The 16,643-nt window shown below is 37.2% G+C and carries 18 protein-coding genes; 9 read left to right on the forward strand and 9 right to left on the reverse strand.

Features of this window, described 5'->3' with window-relative positions; translation table 11 throughout:
- Positions 1 to 4: 4 nt before the first annotated feature.
- The 3 genes from NYR30_RS01550 to aspA all read right to left on the reverse strand — a co-directional run bounded on the left by NYR30_RS01550 (position 5) and on the right by aspA (position 2,234).
- Positions 5 to 316: a HigA family addiction module antitoxin gene (locus NYR30_RS01550; protein ID WP_302502423.1), complete on the reverse strand. Its 312-nt coding sequence runs from the start codon at positions 314 to 316 to the stop codon at positions 5 to 7.
- A 16-nt stretch (positions 317 to 332) separates the two neighbouring features.
- Entirely contained in the window at positions 333 to 638 is a 306-nt protein-coding gene (locus tag NYR30_RS01555) for a type II toxin-antitoxin system RelE/ParE family toxin (RefSeq protein ID WP_066112675.1), read from the reverse strand.
- A gap of 177 nt (positions 639 to 815) precedes the next feature.
- Positions 816 to 2,234: an aspartate ammonia-lyase gene (aspA, locus tag NYR30_RS01560; protein WP_302501685.1), complete on the reverse strand. Its 1,419-nt coding sequence runs from the start codon at positions 2,232 to 2,234 to the stop codon at positions 816 to 818.
- A 331-nt stretch (positions 2,235 to 2,565) separates the two neighbouring features.
- Between aspA and NYR30_RS01565 the strand changes: the two genes are divergently transcribed.
- The gene (locus NYR30_RS01565; RefSeq protein ID WP_065234389.1) at positions 2,566 to 2,856 is read left to right on the forward strand and encodes a co-chaperone GroES; all 291 of its coding nucleotides are present in this window, start codon (positions 2,566 to 2,568) and stop codon (positions 2,854 to 2,856) included.
- Positions 2,857 to 2,884: 28 nt separating this feature from the next.
- Entirely contained in the window at positions 2,885 to 4,531 is a 1,647-nt protein-coding gene (gene groL, locus NYR30_RS01570; RefSeq protein ID WP_066107051.1) for a chaperonin GroEL, read from the forward strand.
- 96 nt (positions 4,532 to 4,627) lie between these two features.
- Here groL and menC read toward each other — a convergent pair whose 3' ends face one another.
- Positions 4,628 to 5,623 (reverse strand): o-succinylbenzoate synthase, encoded by a 996-nt coding sequence (gene menC, locus NYR30_RS01575; protein WP_302501686.1) that lies wholly within the window; start codon positions 5,621 to 5,623, stop codon positions 4,628 to 4,630.
- Positions 5,624 to 5,881: 258 nt separating this feature from the next.
- Here menC and queA point away from each other — a divergent pair, with 258 nt between their 5' ends.
- The 4 genes from queA to tgt all read left to right on the forward strand — a co-directional run bounded on the left by queA (position 5,882) and on the right by tgt (position 9,528).
- Positions 5,882 to 6,970 carry a tRNA preQ1(34) S-adenosylmethionine ribosyltransferase-isomerase QueA gene (gene queA, locus NYR30_RS01580; protein ID WP_302501688.1) on the forward strand — a complete coding sequence of 363 codons (1,089 nt, stop codon included), beginning with the start codon at positions 5,882 to 5,884 and terminating at the stop codon, positions 6,968 to 6,970.
- A gap of 141 nt (positions 6,971 to 7,111) precedes the next feature.
- Entirely contained in the window at positions 7,112 to 7,417 is a 306-nt protein-coding gene (locus tag NYR30_RS01585) for a transposase (protein ID WP_302500332.1), read from the forward strand.
- The gene (locus NYR30_RS01590) at positions 7,414 to 8,250 is read left to right on the forward strand and encodes an IS3 family transposase (protein WP_302502425.1); all 837 of its coding nucleotides are present in this window, start codon (positions 7,414 to 7,416) and stop codon (positions 8,248 to 8,250) included. Before NYR30_RS01585 ends, NYR30_RS01590 begins: the two co-directional genes overlap by 4 nt.
- A gap of 123 nt (positions 8,251 to 8,373) precedes the next feature.
- Positions 8,374 to 9,528 carry a tRNA guanosine(34) transglycosylase Tgt gene (gene tgt / locus NYR30_RS01595; protein WP_066107061.1) on the forward strand — a complete coding sequence of 385 codons (1,155 nt, stop codon included), beginning with the start codon at positions 8,374 to 8,376 and terminating at the stop codon, positions 9,526 to 9,528.
- Positions 9,529 to 9,566: 38 nt separating this feature from the next.
- Here the strand turns inward: tgt and asnB are convergent, their stop codons facing one another.
- A complete protein-coding gene (gene asnB, locus NYR30_RS01600) occupies positions 9,567 to 11,150 on the reverse strand; it encodes an asparagine synthase B (RefSeq protein WP_066107064.1) in 1,584 nt (527 codons plus the stop codon).
- Between the two features lie 255 nt (positions 11,151 to 11,405).
- Here asnB and NYR30_RS01605 point away from each other — a divergent pair, with 255 nt between their 5' ends.
- Together NYR30_RS01605 and NYR30_RS01610 are read left to right on the forward strand one after the other, a co-directional pair.
- A complete protein-coding gene (locus NYR30_RS01605; protein ID WP_302501691.1) occupies positions 11,406 to 11,633 on the forward strand; it encodes a hypothetical protein in 228 nt (75 codons plus the stop codon).
- A 48-nt stretch (positions 11,634 to 11,681) separates the two neighbouring features.
- On the forward strand, positions 11,682 to 12,320 hold the full coding sequence (locus NYR30_RS01610) for a DNA-3-methyladenine glycosylase family protein (protein WP_302501693.1): 639 nt from the start codon (positions 11,682 to 11,684) through the stop codon (positions 12,318 to 12,320).
- 79 nt (positions 12,321 to 12,399) lie between these two features.
- On the opposite strand, the gene NYR30_RS01615 is transcribed toward NYR30_RS01610, so the two are convergent.
- Both NYR30_RS01615 and NYR30_RS01620 read right to left on the reverse strand, forming a co-directional pair.
- Complete coding sequence (locus NYR30_RS01615) at positions 12,400 to 12,990, reverse strand: FMN-dependent NADH-azoreductase (RefSeq protein ID WP_302501695.1); 591 nt, start codon at positions 12,988 to 12,990, stop codon at positions 12,400 to 12,402.
- A gap of 21 nt (positions 12,991 to 13,011) precedes the next feature.
- A complete protein-coding gene (locus tag NYR30_RS01620) occupies positions 13,012 to 13,407 on the reverse strand; it encodes a DoxX family protein (protein ID WP_066107080.1) in 396 nt (131 codons plus the stop codon).
- Positions 13,408 to 13,519: 112 nt separating this feature from the next.
- Here NYR30_RS01620 and NYR30_RS01625 point away from each other — a divergent pair, with 112 nt between their 5' ends.
- Positions 13,520 to 14,380 (forward strand): LysR family transcriptional regulator, encoded by an 861-nt coding sequence (locus NYR30_RS01625; protein WP_302501697.1) that lies wholly within the window; start codon positions 13,520 to 13,522, stop codon positions 14,378 to 14,380.
- Positions 14,381 to 14,974: 594 nt separating this feature from the next.
- Here NYR30_RS01625 and NYR30_RS01630 read toward each other — a convergent pair.
- Both NYR30_RS01630 and ychF read right to left on the reverse strand, forming a co-directional pair.
- Positions 14,975 to 15,349: an endonuclease domain-containing protein gene (locus NYR30_RS01630; protein WP_302501699.1), complete on the reverse strand. Its 375-nt coding sequence runs from the start codon at positions 15,347 to 15,349 to the stop codon at positions 14,975 to 14,977.
- A gap of 201 nt (positions 15,350 to 15,550) precedes the next feature.
- Positions 15,551 to 16,642: a redox-regulated ATPase YchF gene (gene ychF, locus NYR30_RS01635; RefSeq protein WP_302501701.1), complete on the reverse strand. Its 1,092-nt coding sequence runs from the start codon at positions 16,640 to 16,642 to the stop codon at positions 15,551 to 15,553.
- Position 16,643: the final 1 nt, after the last annotated feature.

Genomic DNA, 16,643 nt, shown 5'->3' on the forward strand with positions numbered 1-16,643 from the left:
TGTATCAGGGAAGAACAGCTTGGTGATTGGCAACTTTCACTTTGTTTAGACTTTGCTGAAAATGGGTATTTTGGCTGAGTTCCCATAAATCAACACTATTTTGTAGGTTAAGCCAAAATTCCGGAGTTGTACCAAATGCTTTCGCAAGTTTCATCGCCATTTCGAGTGTGATACGACAATTATTATTGACGAGTTTACTTGCTGTATTACGATGTACATCAAGAATAGTCGCTAAGTCACTAATTTTTAAATTAAGCGGTTCAAGAAATTCAGTTTGTAAGATCTCACCAACAGAGGTAGGTTTGCGTTGCATTATTAACATAAATCGCTCCTTATAAATCGTAATGATGCGGATCCAAATATAAGTTAGAAATTTCGCCATTCTCAAAATGAAAAATAAGGCGATATTGTTTATTAACTCTAATTGAATAAAACTTGTTTTCTTTAGGTTCCAATAGTTCAAGCCGATTTGCCGGCGGCACACGTAAATCATTAAGGTTTTCCGCTGCATTAATCATATCGAGTTTACGAGCCAACACATTGGTTAGATTTGCAGGAATTTTGCTGTGTGCTTCGCCATATTGGAAAAAACGATATAAATAATCATCACGAAAATGGGCGGCTGTAAGATTAAACATTGACTGTACTTAATGATTTATATCAATGAATTCTATAATGAATAGTTGCACAGTGCAAGTGTGCATTTTTTGTGATGAGATAGAAAAGAACCCGCTATATGCTATGCGGGTTCTAGTTTTACTATTTGGGGTGATATAAATACAACGTCCTGTTGTATCTGTATTTATGAACAGAGGTTATTTGTTCAATTTTGCTTTATAAGTTGGGTTCATTAAGTTCTCAACAGAAAGAATATCATTCAATTCTTCTTCGGTGAGTAAGCCTAATTCAAGCACAACTTCTTTAACACCTTTACCGGTTTTCGCACAAATCTTACCAACTTTATCGCCATTGTGGTGGCCAATGAATGGGTTGAGGTAAGTTACGATACCGATAGAGTTGAATACATAACCTTCGCAAACTTCTTTATTAACAGTGATACCATCAACACATTTATCACGAAGATTCACACAAGCATTAGTTAAAATGCTGATGGATTCAAACATCGCTTGACCGATAACTGGTTCCATTACGTTAAGTTGTAATTGACCAGCTTCGGAAGCCATAGTTACAGTAATATCGTTACCCATCACTTTAAAGCAGACTTGATTAACAACTTCTGGCACAACTGGGTTTACTTTTGCCGGCATAATAGAAGAACCAGCTTGTAATTCAGGAAGATTAATTTCATTTAAACCAGCGCGCGGACCAGATGAAAGTAAGCGTAAGTCATTACATACTTTAGAAAGTTTCACCGCAGTACGTTTTAACGCACCATGCACCATTACATAAGCACCACAGTCAGAAGTTGCTTCGATAAGGTTTTCTGCTTTCACACAAGGTAAACCAGTAACTTTTGCAAGGTTTTCAACGACTAAATCTGTATAACCTTTAGGTGTATTAAGTGCAGTACCGATAGCAGTTGCACCTAAGTTTACTTCTAATAATAAAGCAGCGGTTTTGAGTAAATTTTTAATTTCTTCATCAAGCAATACAGCGAATGCTTTGAACTCTTGACCGACTGTCATTGGTACAGCATCTTGTAATTGAGTACGTCCCATTTTTAAGACATTGGCGAACTCAACAGATTTATTGTGGAAGCCATCGTGTAAATATTGGATCTTCTCAATAAGTTTCAAAATACTGTTATAAACCGCAATACGGAAACCTGTAGGATAGGTATCGTTAGTTGACTGGCTGGCATTAACGTGATCCATCGGATCTAAGAATTGATATTCACCTTTTTTGTGACCTAATTTTTCTAAGGCAATATTAGCAACAACTTCGTTAGTATTCATATTAACAGAAGTACCAGCACCACCTTGATAAACATCAGAAGGGAATTGATCCATATATTTGCCAGTGGTAAGGATTTCATCACAAGCTGAAACAATAGCATCAGCGATATTTTGTGGAATTGCACCAAGTTCGCCGTTTGTCATTGCGGTAGCTTTTTTAACCATTACCATACCACGCACAAACTCAGGAATATCAGAGATAGTGTTATTAGAAATATTAAAGTTTTCGATCGCTCTAAGGGTATGAATTCCCCAATATACATCGGCAGGAATATCTCTTTCACCTAGTAAGTCAACTTCTTTACGGAATTCGCTCATAAGACACCTCAAATCATTTATTTTATTATAAGAATCATAATGATAAAGAAATAGAAACAACTATTTTTTATCATCATTAAGTAATCTAATTGGCGCCTATTATAGTGAGAGCTTTCCGTAAATTTTGTGACATTGATCATAAAATTAAATTTGCTAAATAGGAGTTATTTTTATCTTATTCATTAGTTTTTTTTATAGGTTAAAAAGGTAAAAATTTTTTCTTTCTTTACCCTTGAAAGGGATTTTCCGATCCCCATTTCTACAACCGTTGTCAAAAAGGGGTATCCCAAAACACACATATTTAGCTAAAACTTATAGGAGTACTTTTATTATGAATATTCGTCCATTACACGACCGTGTAATTTTAAAACGTGAAGAAGTAGAAACCAGATCAGCTGGTGGTATCGTTTTAACTGGCTCAGCTGCGCAAAAATCAACTCGCGGAAAAGTGTTGGCAGTAGGTAAAGGTCGTATCTTAGAAAATGGTCAAGTTCAACCGCTTGATGTAAAAGTGGGTGATGTAGTGATTTTTAACGACGGATATGGCGTAAAATCAGAAAAAATTGATGGCGAAGAAGTGTTAATCATTTCTGAAAGCGATATTTTGGCGATTGTAGAGTAATTGAATAGAGAAATAAGGAAGCACAACAATGGCAGCAAAAGATGTAAAATTTGGTAATGACGCTCGTGTAAAAATGTTAAAAGGCGTCAATGTATTAGCCGATGCAGTTAAAGTAACTTTAGGTCCTAAAGGCCGTAACGTAGTATTAGATAAATCTTTCGGTGCACCAACCATTACTAAAGATGGTGTATCAGTTGCGCGTGAAATCGAATTAGAAGATAAATTCGAAAATATGGGTGCACAAATGGTGAAAGAAGTTGCTTCTAAAGCAAATGATGCTGCGGGTGACGGTACTACAACAGCGACTGTGTTAGCACAAGCTATCGTAAACGAAGGCTTGAAAGCAGTAGCAGCTGGTATGAACCCAATGGATTTAAAACGTGGTATTGATAAAGCAGTTGCAGAAGTAGTAGCAGAATTAAAAAACCTTTCTAAACCTTGCGAAACCTCAAAAGAAATCGAACAAGTTGGTACAATCTCAGCAAACTCTGATAGCGTAGTTGGTCAAATCATTGCTCAAGCGATGGAAAAAGTAGGTAAAGAAGGCGTTATCACTGTTGAAGATGGTACTGGTTTAGAAGATGAATTAGCAGTCGTAGAAGGTATGCAATTCGATCGTGGTTACCTTTCACCATATTTCATCAACAAACCAGAAACTGGCACTGTAGAATTCGATAGTCCATATATTCTTCTTGTTGATAAAAAAGTATCAAACATTCGTGAAATGTTGCCGGTATTAGAAGCAGTAGCTAAAGCAGGTAAACCATTATTAATCATTGCTGAAGATGTTGAAGGTGAAGCGCTTGCAACATTAGTAGTGAACACAATGCGTGGTATTGTGAAAGTAGCTGCAGTAAAAGCACCTGGTTTTGGTGATCGTCGTAAAGCAATGTTACAAGATATTGCGATCTTAACTGCTGGTACCGTTATTTCTGAAGAAATCGGTATGGAATTAGAAAAAGCAACTTTAGAAGATCTTGGTCAAGCGAAACGTGTCGTTATCTCTAAAGATAATACGACTATCATTGATGGTATCGGTGACGAAGCACAAATCCAAGGACGTGTTGCACAAATTCGTCAACAAATTGAAGAATCAACTTCAGATTACGACAAAGAAAAATTACAAGAACGTGTCGCTAAATTAGCTGGCGGTGTTGCGGTAATTAAAGTTGGTGCAGCAACGGAAGTTGAAATGAAAGAGAAAAAAGCGCGCGTTGAAGATGCGTTACACGCAACTCGTGCTGCAGTTGAAGAAGGTATCGTCCCAGGAGGCGGCGTTGCATTAATTCGTGCAGCAAGCAAAGTTGCTGGTAAACTTGCTGGTGAAAACGAAGATCAAAATGTCGGTATTAAACTTGCATTACGTGCAATGGAAGCACCACTTCGTCAAATCGTTACTAATGCAGGTGAAGAAGCTTCTGTTGTTGCAAGCAAAGTGAAAGCAGGCGAAGGCAACTTCGGTTATAACGCTGGTGCAGAAGTTTATGGCGATATGTTAGAAATGGGTATCTTAGATCCAACTAAAGTCACTCGTTCTGCATTACAATTCGCGTCATCAATTGCAGGATTAATGATCACTACTGAATGTATGGTGACAGAATTACCAAAAGATGAAAAAGCGGATTTAGGTGCTGCTGGTATGGGCGGCATGGGTGGAATGGGCGGTATGATGTAATCGTCTTATCACCAAATACTCTCTTAGTTAAATGCCAGCAAGTTGCTGGCATTTTTTATCTTTTTTATTATTGGAAAATAGTTAAGTTTATAACGGTTAAATCGCCACTTCACTAAAATATTCACTATCCAATTCCGCCAACGGTAAAGCGGAATTTGGCCAAGCACGTACTAATTGTACTTTCATCAAATCTAAAGTATCCAAGCCTGGTGTTGTATTTGGCGTATATTGTTGTGCAATACGTGCCAATTGTGTTAACCCAAAGCTTGACTCAATACTTGAGCTGATAACCGCGATTAAACTTTGTTGATGCGCTTGTTCAATTAAGCGCACACATTTTTCTAAAGAACCAACTAAAGTAGGTTTAATAACTATTGCAGCTAAATGGGGTTGTGCCGTTACCTGGAAATCAGCTTCGCGTACTGTTTCATCCCATGCAATTGCAATTCCTGTATCTGCTGCAAATTGCAAACTCTCAGCAGCTGTTTTGCAAGGCTCTTCAATAAATTGGATTCTACTACGATGTTCAGGTTTGACATATTTAGCAAACATGGCTGCTTTTGCCGGTGTCCACGAGCGATTAGCATCTAAACGCAATTTTAAATCGGGTATAGCTTCTAAGAACATATCGGCAATTAAACCATCTCGATTCGCTTCGTACAGGCCGACTTTAATTTTTGCAATCTTTTCGCCGGGTAATTTCTCAAGTTCATCATACAATTCATCAGGATCACCATAACAAAGCGGTGCTGTTTTGAAATTACCTTGTTCGGTTAATTGACCTTGCATCTCTGCCAATGCACAACTTAATCCAAATGCTACTGATGGATAGCATTCTTCTAATGATAATTTTTCGTTACGTGAACGTGCTTGATCCCAAGCTTTTAACCAAGCAATAGCTTGTTCTTGAGCTTGATCTAGTGTTTCTTGACTAAATTCTGGCAATGGTGCAATTTCACCCCACCCTTGTTTTTCACCGCATTGAATTTTTACCAATAAACCATCACGCTGTTTTAAAAAACGATTACGTAAAACGACTTGTGAGTCCATTGGAATTTGATAGCGATAAATTTTGTAACTGCGTTCAGTCATAACGAATCCTTGTGTATGTTATGGTCAATTGAAATTATTTGTTGTAGAACGGGTGCCGAGTATAGCAATTGCACTACTAAGCGACAATCTCTAAGTGAAAGCAGCGAAAAAATTAGCACTTTAGTGGTAAAAAGTGCTTCGACTTTTTGCATTTTGCTAGTAATCGCAATAAACTTACGCCAAAAATTTTTATAGCCCTTTTCTTATGTGTTTACGCATCAAGAAATAGGCTTTTATTTGCTAAATAGGTAGAAGATTATGCGCGTTGCAGATTTTTATTTTGATCTTCCGGATGAATTGATTGCACGTTATCCACAAAAAGAGAGAACCGCAAGTCGCTTATTGAAGCTAGATGGTAATAGCGGTGAATTTTCTCATCATCATTTTAAAGATGTGCTCTCATTTGTGGAGGAGGGAGATTTATTAGTTTTTAATAATACACGAGTGATTCCGGCCCGAATCTACGGTAGAAAAAGTAGCGGCGGTAAGCTGGAAGTTTTAATTGAACGTGTGTTAGATGATAAGAGTTGTTTGGCTCATGTACGTGCTTCGAAAGCACCTAAAGAGGGCAGTGAGCTTATTTTAGGAGAAGATAAACTTGGCGAAGGGAATGGCATTCGTGTTGAAATGTTAGGTCGTCAAGATGCGTTGTTTCATTTACGTTTTGCGATAGAAGGTTCGCTATTCGATGTGTTGCAACAAATCGGGCATATTCCATTACCGCCTTATATTGATCGCCCTGATGAAGATGCAGATCAAGAGCGTTATCAAACAGTGTATAGCAAAGTTCCGGGGGCAGTCGCAGCACCAACTGCTGGATTACATTTTGATGACGAATTGCTGGCAGCTTTACGTGCAAAAGGAGTGAAAATGGCGTTCGTTACTTTACACGTTGGTGCGGGAACGTTCCAACCTGTTCGTGTGGAGAATATCGAAGATCACCATATGCATGCAGAATATGCGGAAGTGCCGCAAGAGGTAGTTGATGCGGTATTAGCGACTAAAGCGGCAGGTAAAAGAGTGATTGCCGTAGGTACAACTTCTGTTCGTTCTTTGGAAAGCGCTGCATTAGCGGCGGAGCAGCAGCAAAGCATGCAGTTATTAGAACCCTTTTTTGCTGATACGACCATTTTTATCTATCCAGGAAAAAAATTTCGCGTGGTGGATTGTTTAATTACTAATTTCCATTTGCCGGAATCGACCTTGATTATGTTGGTTTCTGCATTTGCTGGCTATGACAATATTATGCGTGCCTATCGTAATGCAGTGGAAAATCGCTATCGCTTTTTTAGTTATGGTGATGCGATGTTTTTAATTAAAAAAGATAACCCCTCTTCAATGAAATGAAGAGGGGTAGGGGAGATTTAAATCCGTATTGCAGTTAATGCATTAAAAAATTGCAATGAAGAGGATTTATCAAATTGTAGTGGTAGACTAATTCCGCAGTCCTCAATAGGTGGTAAACTATCACAAAAAGAGGACAATTTAATGAGAAGAACATTTAGCCCAGAATATAAAGCTGCAGCAGTAAAATTGGTGACCGAACAAGGTTATTCCATCCCACAAGCGTGCTTGGAATTAGGGATAGGAGAAACGGCATTACGTCGTTGGGTAAAACAAGTACAAGCAGAACAACAAGGTTATGTATTACCAGGCAGCAAGCCGATATCCCCCGAACAACAGCGCATACGAGAACTGGAGAAACGGATAAAAATACTCGAAGAGGACAAAGAAATCCTAAAAAAGGCTACAGCGATTTTTATGTCTCTCGACAACGCCGCTACCAAGCGATAAAGGCATTAAAATCGTATGGTATCAAACGGGTGTGTGCGTTGTTTGAGGTATCAGAAAGTGCCTATTATGCCCAGTTAAGACAGGGTAGCAAGCCAAACAAATATGGACGTTTATCGTTAGAAATAAAGGCATTATTTGATGAAAGTCGAGGTTCAGCGGGTAAACGGACATTGAAAGCGAGATTACAGCATAAAGGGATTGAGGTAGGCTTAGCGCTTATCCGTAAATTGATGAAGCAACAAGGCTTAGAGAGTAAACAACCGAAGAAACGTTATTCTTATCCATTTGCTGAGGGACAAACGATGCCATTTAATCATCTGTTAAACCGCCAATTTACCCCAGATTCCCAGACCACCGTATTGTGTGGTGATACCACCTATCTTAAGGTGAATGGAGAATGGCATTATCTTGCGGTTGTGCTGAATTTAGCCCATCGTCAAGTAGTCGGTTGGCGATTGCAAAGAGAGCATAATGCGGATTTAGTGGTAGAGGCATTAAATCATGCGATGCTAACGACAGCAAGGACAAAAAAGATGATATTTCATTCAGACCAAGGGAGTATTTACCGTAGTTATCCCTTTACGCAATGTGTGAAACGTCATGGATTAATCCAGAGTATGAGTCGTCGAGGCAATTGTTGGGACAATGCGCCGATGGAGCGTTGGTTTAGAAGTTTTAAATATGAATGGATGTTAAAAGGGGGTTATGCTTCATTGTCGGCAGCGAAGGAGGACATTAAGAATTATGTATTTTATTATAATACCGTTCGTCCTCATGCTTACAATCAGGGATTACCACCCGTTTTAGCAAAACAACCTATCAGGGACTGTTAAATTAGTGGATCACTACAAATTCTCCCTAGCCCTCTTTAATCTTAAAGAGGGAATTTATCTTTATATTTCTAATATATAGATAATTTTTAACTTCGAACTGTTTATTCGTTGATTGGAGAAAATATGAAATATGAATTAAAAAAGACAGATGGTCGTGCGCGTCGTGGACAACTGACGTTTGAACGCCCACAAGGTACGTTTACCGTACAAACACCAGCATTTATGCCGGTAGGCACTTACGGAACGGTAAAAGGAATGACACCAGAAGAAGTTCGTGCAACCGGTGCAGAAATCTTATTAGGAAATACTTTCCATTTATGGTTGCGTCCGGGACAAGAAGTGATGCGTAAGCATGGCGATTTGCATGACTTTATGCAATGGCATCGTCCAATTTTAACTGATTCTGGCGGTTTCCAAGTCTTTAGCTTAGGTAAACTGCGTAAAATTACTGAAGAGGGAGTGAAATTCCAAAATCCAATTAATGGAGAACGTATTTTCCTATCGCCAGAAAAATCAATGGAGATCCAATACGATCTTGGTTCTGACATTGTAATGATTTTTGATGAATGTACGCCGTTCCCATCAACTTTTGATTATGCGAAACAATCAATGGAGCTTTCATTACGCTGGGCAAAACGTTGTCGTGATCGTTTTGATCAACTAGGTAATAAAAATGCGTTGTTTGGTATTATCCAAGGTGGCATACACGAAGAGTTGCGCCAAGTATCGTTAGATGGTTTAGTGAATATTGGCTTTGATGGTTACGCAGTGGGTGGTTTGGCAGTTGGTGAGCCAAAAGAGGATATGCACCGTATTTTGGAATATATCTGTCCGAAAATCCCACAAGATAAACCGCGTTATTTAATGGGCGTAGGTAAACCAGAAGATTTGGTGGAAGGGGTAAGACGCGGTATTGATATGTTTGACTGCGTAATGCCAACACGTAATGCACGTAATGGGCATTTATTTGTCACTGATGGCGTAGTGAAAATTCGTAACGCGAAATATCGTGATGATACAACGCCATTAGATCCGGAATGTGATTGCTATACTTGTAAGCATTACACTAAATCTTATCTATATCATTTGGATAAATGTGGTGAAATTTTAGGTGCAAGATTAAATACGATTCACAATTTACGTTATTACCAACGTTTAATGGAACAAATTCGTCAAGCGATTGAAGCAGAGCGTTTTGAGGAGTTTGTACAAGAGTTTTATGCCAGAATTGGTAAACCTGTACCGCCATTAAATCAATATCATCCGTTTGAGGGATAATGAAAAAGGCACTTGCGTGCCTTTTTACTTCCTTATATTTACTTTCCACTATCTCCATAGTTGCCCAATACACGAGCGCTCGGGTCATTTACATTACAACCTTCCCACTCCTTATTAGGCATCCAGAAGTCTTTAATCCAATGGCTTTGGCCTGGATAGAATTTTTCAAAAATATCGCGATAAAGTAATGATTCTTTAGTGAATGGCGTACCATAAGGATATTTTTCTTTCGCTTTTGCCAAATCTTCATCACTATATTTACTTTCTGCAAAGGCTTTTAAGTGATCAACCATTGAATGCCCAACTGCATCACTGAAAGCTGCTTTTTCACGATAAAGAATACTGTCTGGAAGATAATCAGTGCCTTCAAACGCCTTACGTAATAAATATTTACCTTTGTTATAGACGTTCATTTTCTTCTCAGGGTTGATACTCATTGCGTAATCAACGAAATCAATATCACCAAAAGGAACACGAGCTTCTAAAGAGTTTGCTGCTAAACAACGGTCAGCACGCAAAACATCATACATATAAAGTTCACGAATACGTTTTTGCGCTTCTTTTTGGAATTCAGCGGCATTTGGTGCAAAGTCAGTATATTTATAACCAAAAATTTCATCGCTCACTTCACCAGTTAATAACACTTTCAAGTTGGTTTGTTCATGAATATATTTACAAACTAAATACATCCCGATGCTGGCGCGAATGGTAGTGATATCCCAAGTTTCTAAGTGCCAAATTACTTTTTCTAGTGCAGCTAACACTTCATCTTTGGTCATAATTACTTCGGTGTGTTCTGTACCCAAAAAGTCTGCTACTTCTTTTGCATATTTCAAATCGATTGGATCGGTATCCATACCAATTGCAAAGGTTTTAATTGGTTTATCTAAATGTTTTTGCGCAATCGCACAAACTAAAGAAGAATCCAAACCACCACTTAATAAAAAGCCCAATGGTGCGTCAGAATGTAAACGTTTAATTACTGCTTTTTCTAATTTAGTGCGTAATGTGCTGGTAATGGTATCAAGATCTTGATCTACTACTACTTTTGGATCTGCAATGTCGTTATAGCAAATGAATTCACCATTTAAATAGTAATGTCCTGGCGGGAATGGATGAATATCTTGACACCAATCGATTAAACCTTTTGCTTCTGATGCAAATGCGATTTCACCAGTCACCTTGTCATAACCATAAAACATTGGACGAATACCAATTGGATCGCGTCCTGCTAATAATGTGCCGGTTTTACTATCTTTTAATACTAATGCAAATTCAGCATCTAACATCTTCATCATTACATCAGCACCAACGCGTTGATATAACGGAATTAAAACTTCACAATCGCTGCCTGAATGGAAAGTGTAAGTAGAGGATAATAATGTTTTTAATTCTGTGTAATTATAAACTTCGCCGTTACAGATAAGAGAAATGCCATCATATTGGAAAGGTTGGTTGCCTTGAGAACTTAAATCCATAATTGATAAACGATGAAATCCCCAAGTTGCATCATCAGCAGTAATAACGGCTTGATGATCCGGACCACGATGATAAATATGATCAAAACTCTGCTTAAAAGCTTCAGACGGCTGCGCTGAAGAAGAAAAAACAAATCCACACATACAAAAAATCCTCTTGTTCTATCTAAATTGAATCATTTCTGCTTAGTATAGTTAAAAAATAATTTTTATCTACTGTTTTTATAAAAATATAATAAATTTTTTATCATTAAAATGTTTTATTTGAATTTTATTTAAAATTATGATGATTTTTTTGTGTTTTTTAAATTTTAGTATGGCAAAAAAGCCAGTGAACATTGGTTTGTAGATTTTTTTTCGCTATATTACGCAGGCGAATAGAACTAAAGAGGAACAACAATGTTATCCTGCCCACAATGTGAAAAGAAAGTGAATGAAGAATTAACTCATTGCCCATTCTGTCAAGCTGTCTTGCACGATGAAGCCGCGAAAAAAATCTATCAACAACGTTTAGAGCAAGATATTGCGTATCGAAAAGCAATGAATAAACAAAATGCCAAAGTACAGATAATTTGGTTTGTTATTTTTGCCATTGTGATTGGCGCACTGCTTTGGTGGAAGAATTAAGAACAGCTAAAATTTATCAGTGGCATTTACTTTAAGGCATTAAACAAGATGACAACACAAAATTTCCCAAATTATGAAGAGGGCATTATTTTTCTCAAAAGGCAAGATAAGCAACTTGCATGGCTAATCGAGCAAATAGGTTATCTTACTCATACTGATACAAAAGATGATTTTCTATTTTTGTTAGAACAAATTATAGGGCAAATGCTTTCTATTAAAGTAGCTGACGTGATGTTGGAGCGCTTAACGGATATTTGTGGTGGTATAGTAACGGTAGAAAGTATTAATCAATTAGATATTGAAACGCTAAGAAATATTGGTATTTCAAATCGAAAAGCTGTTTGTATTAAAGAGATTGCGCAAATGATAGCGAACGGCAGCCTTGATTTTAGAACATTAAAAGCATTACCAGATAATCAATTAATAAAATGTTTAACGACAATTAAAGGGATCGGTTCATGGACGGCTAAAATGTATCTCTATAAAATCCATCGTCCTGATGTACTTCCTTATGAAGATGCAACTTTTTTATCTGCATACAAATGGCTTTATCAAACGCAAGAGATAAGACCTGCAGCGATCAAACAACACTGTAAAAAATGGTCGCCTTACTTATCCATTGCGGCGATGTATTTGTACGCTGCTTTTGAACGAAAATTGCTACAAACAGAAGTACCAAAGTATTAAAAATATAATAACCCATACCTTAACGGTATAGGTTATTGTGTGAAATGAGCTTATTAATTTTTACAGAGGTATATGAGGTTTATTTTAAAATTTCATCAATTTTGGCAGAAGCTTTGGCAATAGCTTCTTCTGCTTTATAAGCTAAACCTTCAACGTGAATTAAATCCACATTGTTTAAACCAACAAAACCTAATACTTGTTTAACCCAACTACTCATTGTGTCAAATTCAGTACCTTCATATTCACCGCCACTAGTAACAAAAGCGAACACAGGTACGTTCGGTAATAAACCTTGTGGGCCGTTTTCATCATATTTAAAGGTCACACGAGGACGTGCAACATAATCAACATAACTCTTGAATGTTGCTGGTGCGGTGAAGTTATAACGTGGTAAACCAAGTACGATATAATCTGCATTTTTTAATTCAGCAATCAATTCATCAGATAATGCAATCGCTTGACGTTGTGCTTCAGTTTCCGCTACGCCTGCACGAATCGCAGGTGTTGTTTCTTTATTTAACATTGGTACTGGATTTGCGTCCAAGTCACGATCAACAATTTGCACTTCAGGCCATTTCGCTTTGGTTTTTGCAATAAATTGATCAATTAATTGATTAGAAAAACTATGATCGCCATTAACAGAGGTACGCAATACTAAAACGTTACTCATAACTAACTCCTTAAATTATCATTATTTCTTTCTTAGATTATCTAACGCCCATGCGCCGCTGCCTGAGATTGCTACATATAAGAAAATGAAGCAGAACAACACTGCAGCTTCACCGCCGTTTAATAGTGGTAACGCAAAGGTTGCAGCGGAAGCGTGGAACATAAAATAAGCAACAGCCATTTCGCCAGAGAGAATAAAGGCGGCTAATCGAGAGAATAAGCCAAGGACTAATAAAATACCACCAACTAATTCTAAAATGCCACCGATTCCTAAAAGAGAAAAAACCGATAATCCATCGAATGAAGGAACGTGTGGTAAAGCAAATAATTTGGCACTGCCATGTAATAAGAAAGTATAACCAGCAACAATACGCAATAATGCTAAACCATAAGGGCGTAAAGCTTGTGTATCAAACATAAATTTATCCTTTTTTAAGTAGTAATTGAAAAAACGACGCCAGTATATTGATTTCAAAATGGGAAAACTATATTGTTTTTAGAAAAGTATTTTTTCTTAATAGGAAATAATTATGGATACCTTACAAAGTATGAAAATTTTTCGCCAAATTGTTGAAAGTGGCAGTTTTAGCAAAGCGGCGGATCAGTTAGATCTCTCAGTTTCAATGGTGAGCAAACACCTTTCTCATTTAGAAAATTACCTACAAGCGAAACTACTCAATCGTACCAGCAGAAAATTAAGTTTAACTGAAATGGGGGAGCATTATTATCAACGTTGCATTGTGGCGCTTGATGATTTAGAAGAAGCAAAACAAGTGGTAAGTCAAGGAACTATTCACCCACAAGGTACACTCAAAATCACGATGCCAGTATGGTTTGCGACACAAAAATTTGCCGATCTGTTAGCAGAATATTGTCGCCGTTATCCAAAGGTCAATTTACAACTTTCATTGGATAATCATCATGCCGATTTAGTGGGACAAGGCTTTGATTTAGCATTAAAAGTAACAGCGCATTTATCAGAAAACCTGATTGTTAAACCGATTACCAATATTGCCTTTCATTGGGTGGCCAGCCCACAATATTTAACGCAATTCGCACAACAGAGCGAACAGCAATGGGATCAACATCGCGGCTTAATTCCAACTTATACTCATCTTGATCAGCATTTTACCGACACTATTGCCAGTGATAACACCTTAATGCTGTATCAATTAGCGTTAGCTGGGCAAGGTGTTGCTTATCTACCGAGTTATTTATGTGAAGCGGATATTCAAGCCGGCAAATTGCAAATTATTCCTCACCCAGCTAATCGTAATCATACGTTGTATGTTGCTTATATGAATCGCCAATTTATGAGCGCTAAAGTCCGTAGTTTTATTGATTTTATGGCGGAAAATTTTCGCTGTAAGAAAAGAGAGTATCCGTTTTAGTAATTAAGATAAATGAAAGCAAGAATTGGTAGTGGTTTTGAAGTTCCCCATCTTTAATGAAATAAAGAGGAGTAGGGAGATTTAAATTTAATAAAATCAAATGGATACGATTTATTTAATGCACTGATATTTCAGTACTTTTTGGCTAATTATTTGAAAAATATAGATTTTTCAAATCTCCCGTACCCTCTTCAATCTTGAAGAGGGTTCTGCCGGTGAAGTACACAATTCCGAGCATTTTGGTGATAACAAAAGAACTTAACACAAAGCACGACCCTCAATTTAAGTGATAAAAGATATCTCCGCAAAGCAATTACCTCAATCCAAATGATGATAGGTTCTCTCTTCAATCTTGAAGAGGATTCTGCCGGTGAAGTACACAATTCTGAGCATTTTGGCGATAACAAAAGAACTTAACACAAAGCACGATTCTCAATTTAAGTGATAAAAGATATCTCCACAAAGCAATTATCTCAATCCAAATGATGATAGGTTCCCCTCTTTAATGAAATAAAGAGGGGTTAGGGGAGATTTAAATTTAATAAAATCAAATGTATATGATTTATTTAATACACCAATATTTTAATATTTACCTCAAAGAGCAAGTTTTTCATTGTATTGGCTTAAAAACTGATAAATTTCTTCGACAACATCATCAAGTGCTGTCATTACTCTGATATTATCGAACCTTAACACTGTTAACCCTAATGTTGATAATTTTTTATCTCGAATACGATCTTTTTTTTGATGTTCTGTTTGATAATGTTGCCCACCATCTAACTCAATGATTAACTTTGCTTTTGCACAATAAAAATCCACAATGTAGTTTAAAATCACTTTTTGACGATTAAACCGAAACCCTAGCAGTTGATCATTTCTAATTCTGGACCACAATCGTTTTTCTGCTTCGGTAGCGTTTAAACGTAATTCTCGTGCATATATTTTTAAATATTGCTTTTGATATTTCATACGAGCTTGTTGCAATAATTTATTTATGATGAATGTTATATACACTGAAGTGATAAGGAAAAAATAAGAAAAAAATATGGGAACCAGTTCGAAGAATAAATAAATTATGTCTAACGTTGAAATGTTTTTGCTGTAAAGTCTGATCATAAGAAAAACCCTCTTCAAATTTGAAGAGGGTTAAATGTATGTAATTTTGGAGGGTTATACATTAAATCTAAAGTGCATGACATCGCCGTCTTGCACAATATATTCTTTTCCTTCTAAACGCCATTTACCGGCTTCTTTTGCGCCGTTTTCACCGCCAAATTCCACAAAATCAGCATAGCTGATGACTTCAGCACGAATAAAGCCTTTTTCAAAATCGGTATGGATTACCGCAGCAGCTTTTGGTGCAGTTGCGCCAACCGGAATTGTCCAAGCACGTACTTCTTTAACTCCAGCGGTAAAATAGGTTTGTAAATTTAACAACTTATAGCCAGCGCGGATAACGCGATTTAAACCCGGTTCGTCTAAACCAAGCTCTTGTAAGAATTCGATTTTCTCTTCATCTTCTAATTCGGCAATTTCCGCTTCAATCGCTGCACAAACAGGGACAACCACAGCACCTTCTTTTTCAGCAATTTCACGCACACGATCAAGATATGGATTATTCTCAAAACCATCTTCATTAACATTGGCAATATACATTGTTGGTTTTAAAGTAAGAAAGTTATAGCTTTTAATCGCTTGTAACTCTTCTTTATCTAATCCAATTGAACGAATCATTCCGGCGTTCTCTAATACAGGCAAGCATTTCTCCATTACAGATAATTCAAATTTTGCCTCTTTATCGCCGCCTTTTGCGCGTTTTTGTAAACGTTGAATTGCTTTTTCGCAACTCTCTAAATCGGCTAAGGCTAATTCGGTATTGATGACATCAATATCATCAGCAGGATCAATTTTTCCAGCAACGTGAACAATATCATCATTTTCAAAACAACGTACAACGTGACCAATAGCGTCAGTTTCACGAATATTGGCTAAGAATTTATTACCTAAGCCTTCACCATTGGATGCACCTTTCACTAAACCAGCAATATCAACAAATTCCATTGTGGTTGGTAACACACGTTGTGGATTAACGATTTTCGCTAATTCATCTAAACGGTTGTCTGGCATTGGTACTACACCAGTGTTCGGTTCGATAGTGCAGAATGGGTAGTTTGCTGCTTCAATACCCGCTTTGGTTAACGCATTAAAAAGAGTTGATTTACCGACATTTGGCAAACCAACGATGCCACATTTAAATCCCATA

The organism is Gallibacterium salpingitidis (genome assembly GCF_030517105.1).
Lineage (GTDB): Bacteria > Pseudomonadota > Gammaproteobacteria > Enterobacterales > Pasteurellaceae > Gallibacterium > Gallibacterium salpingitidis.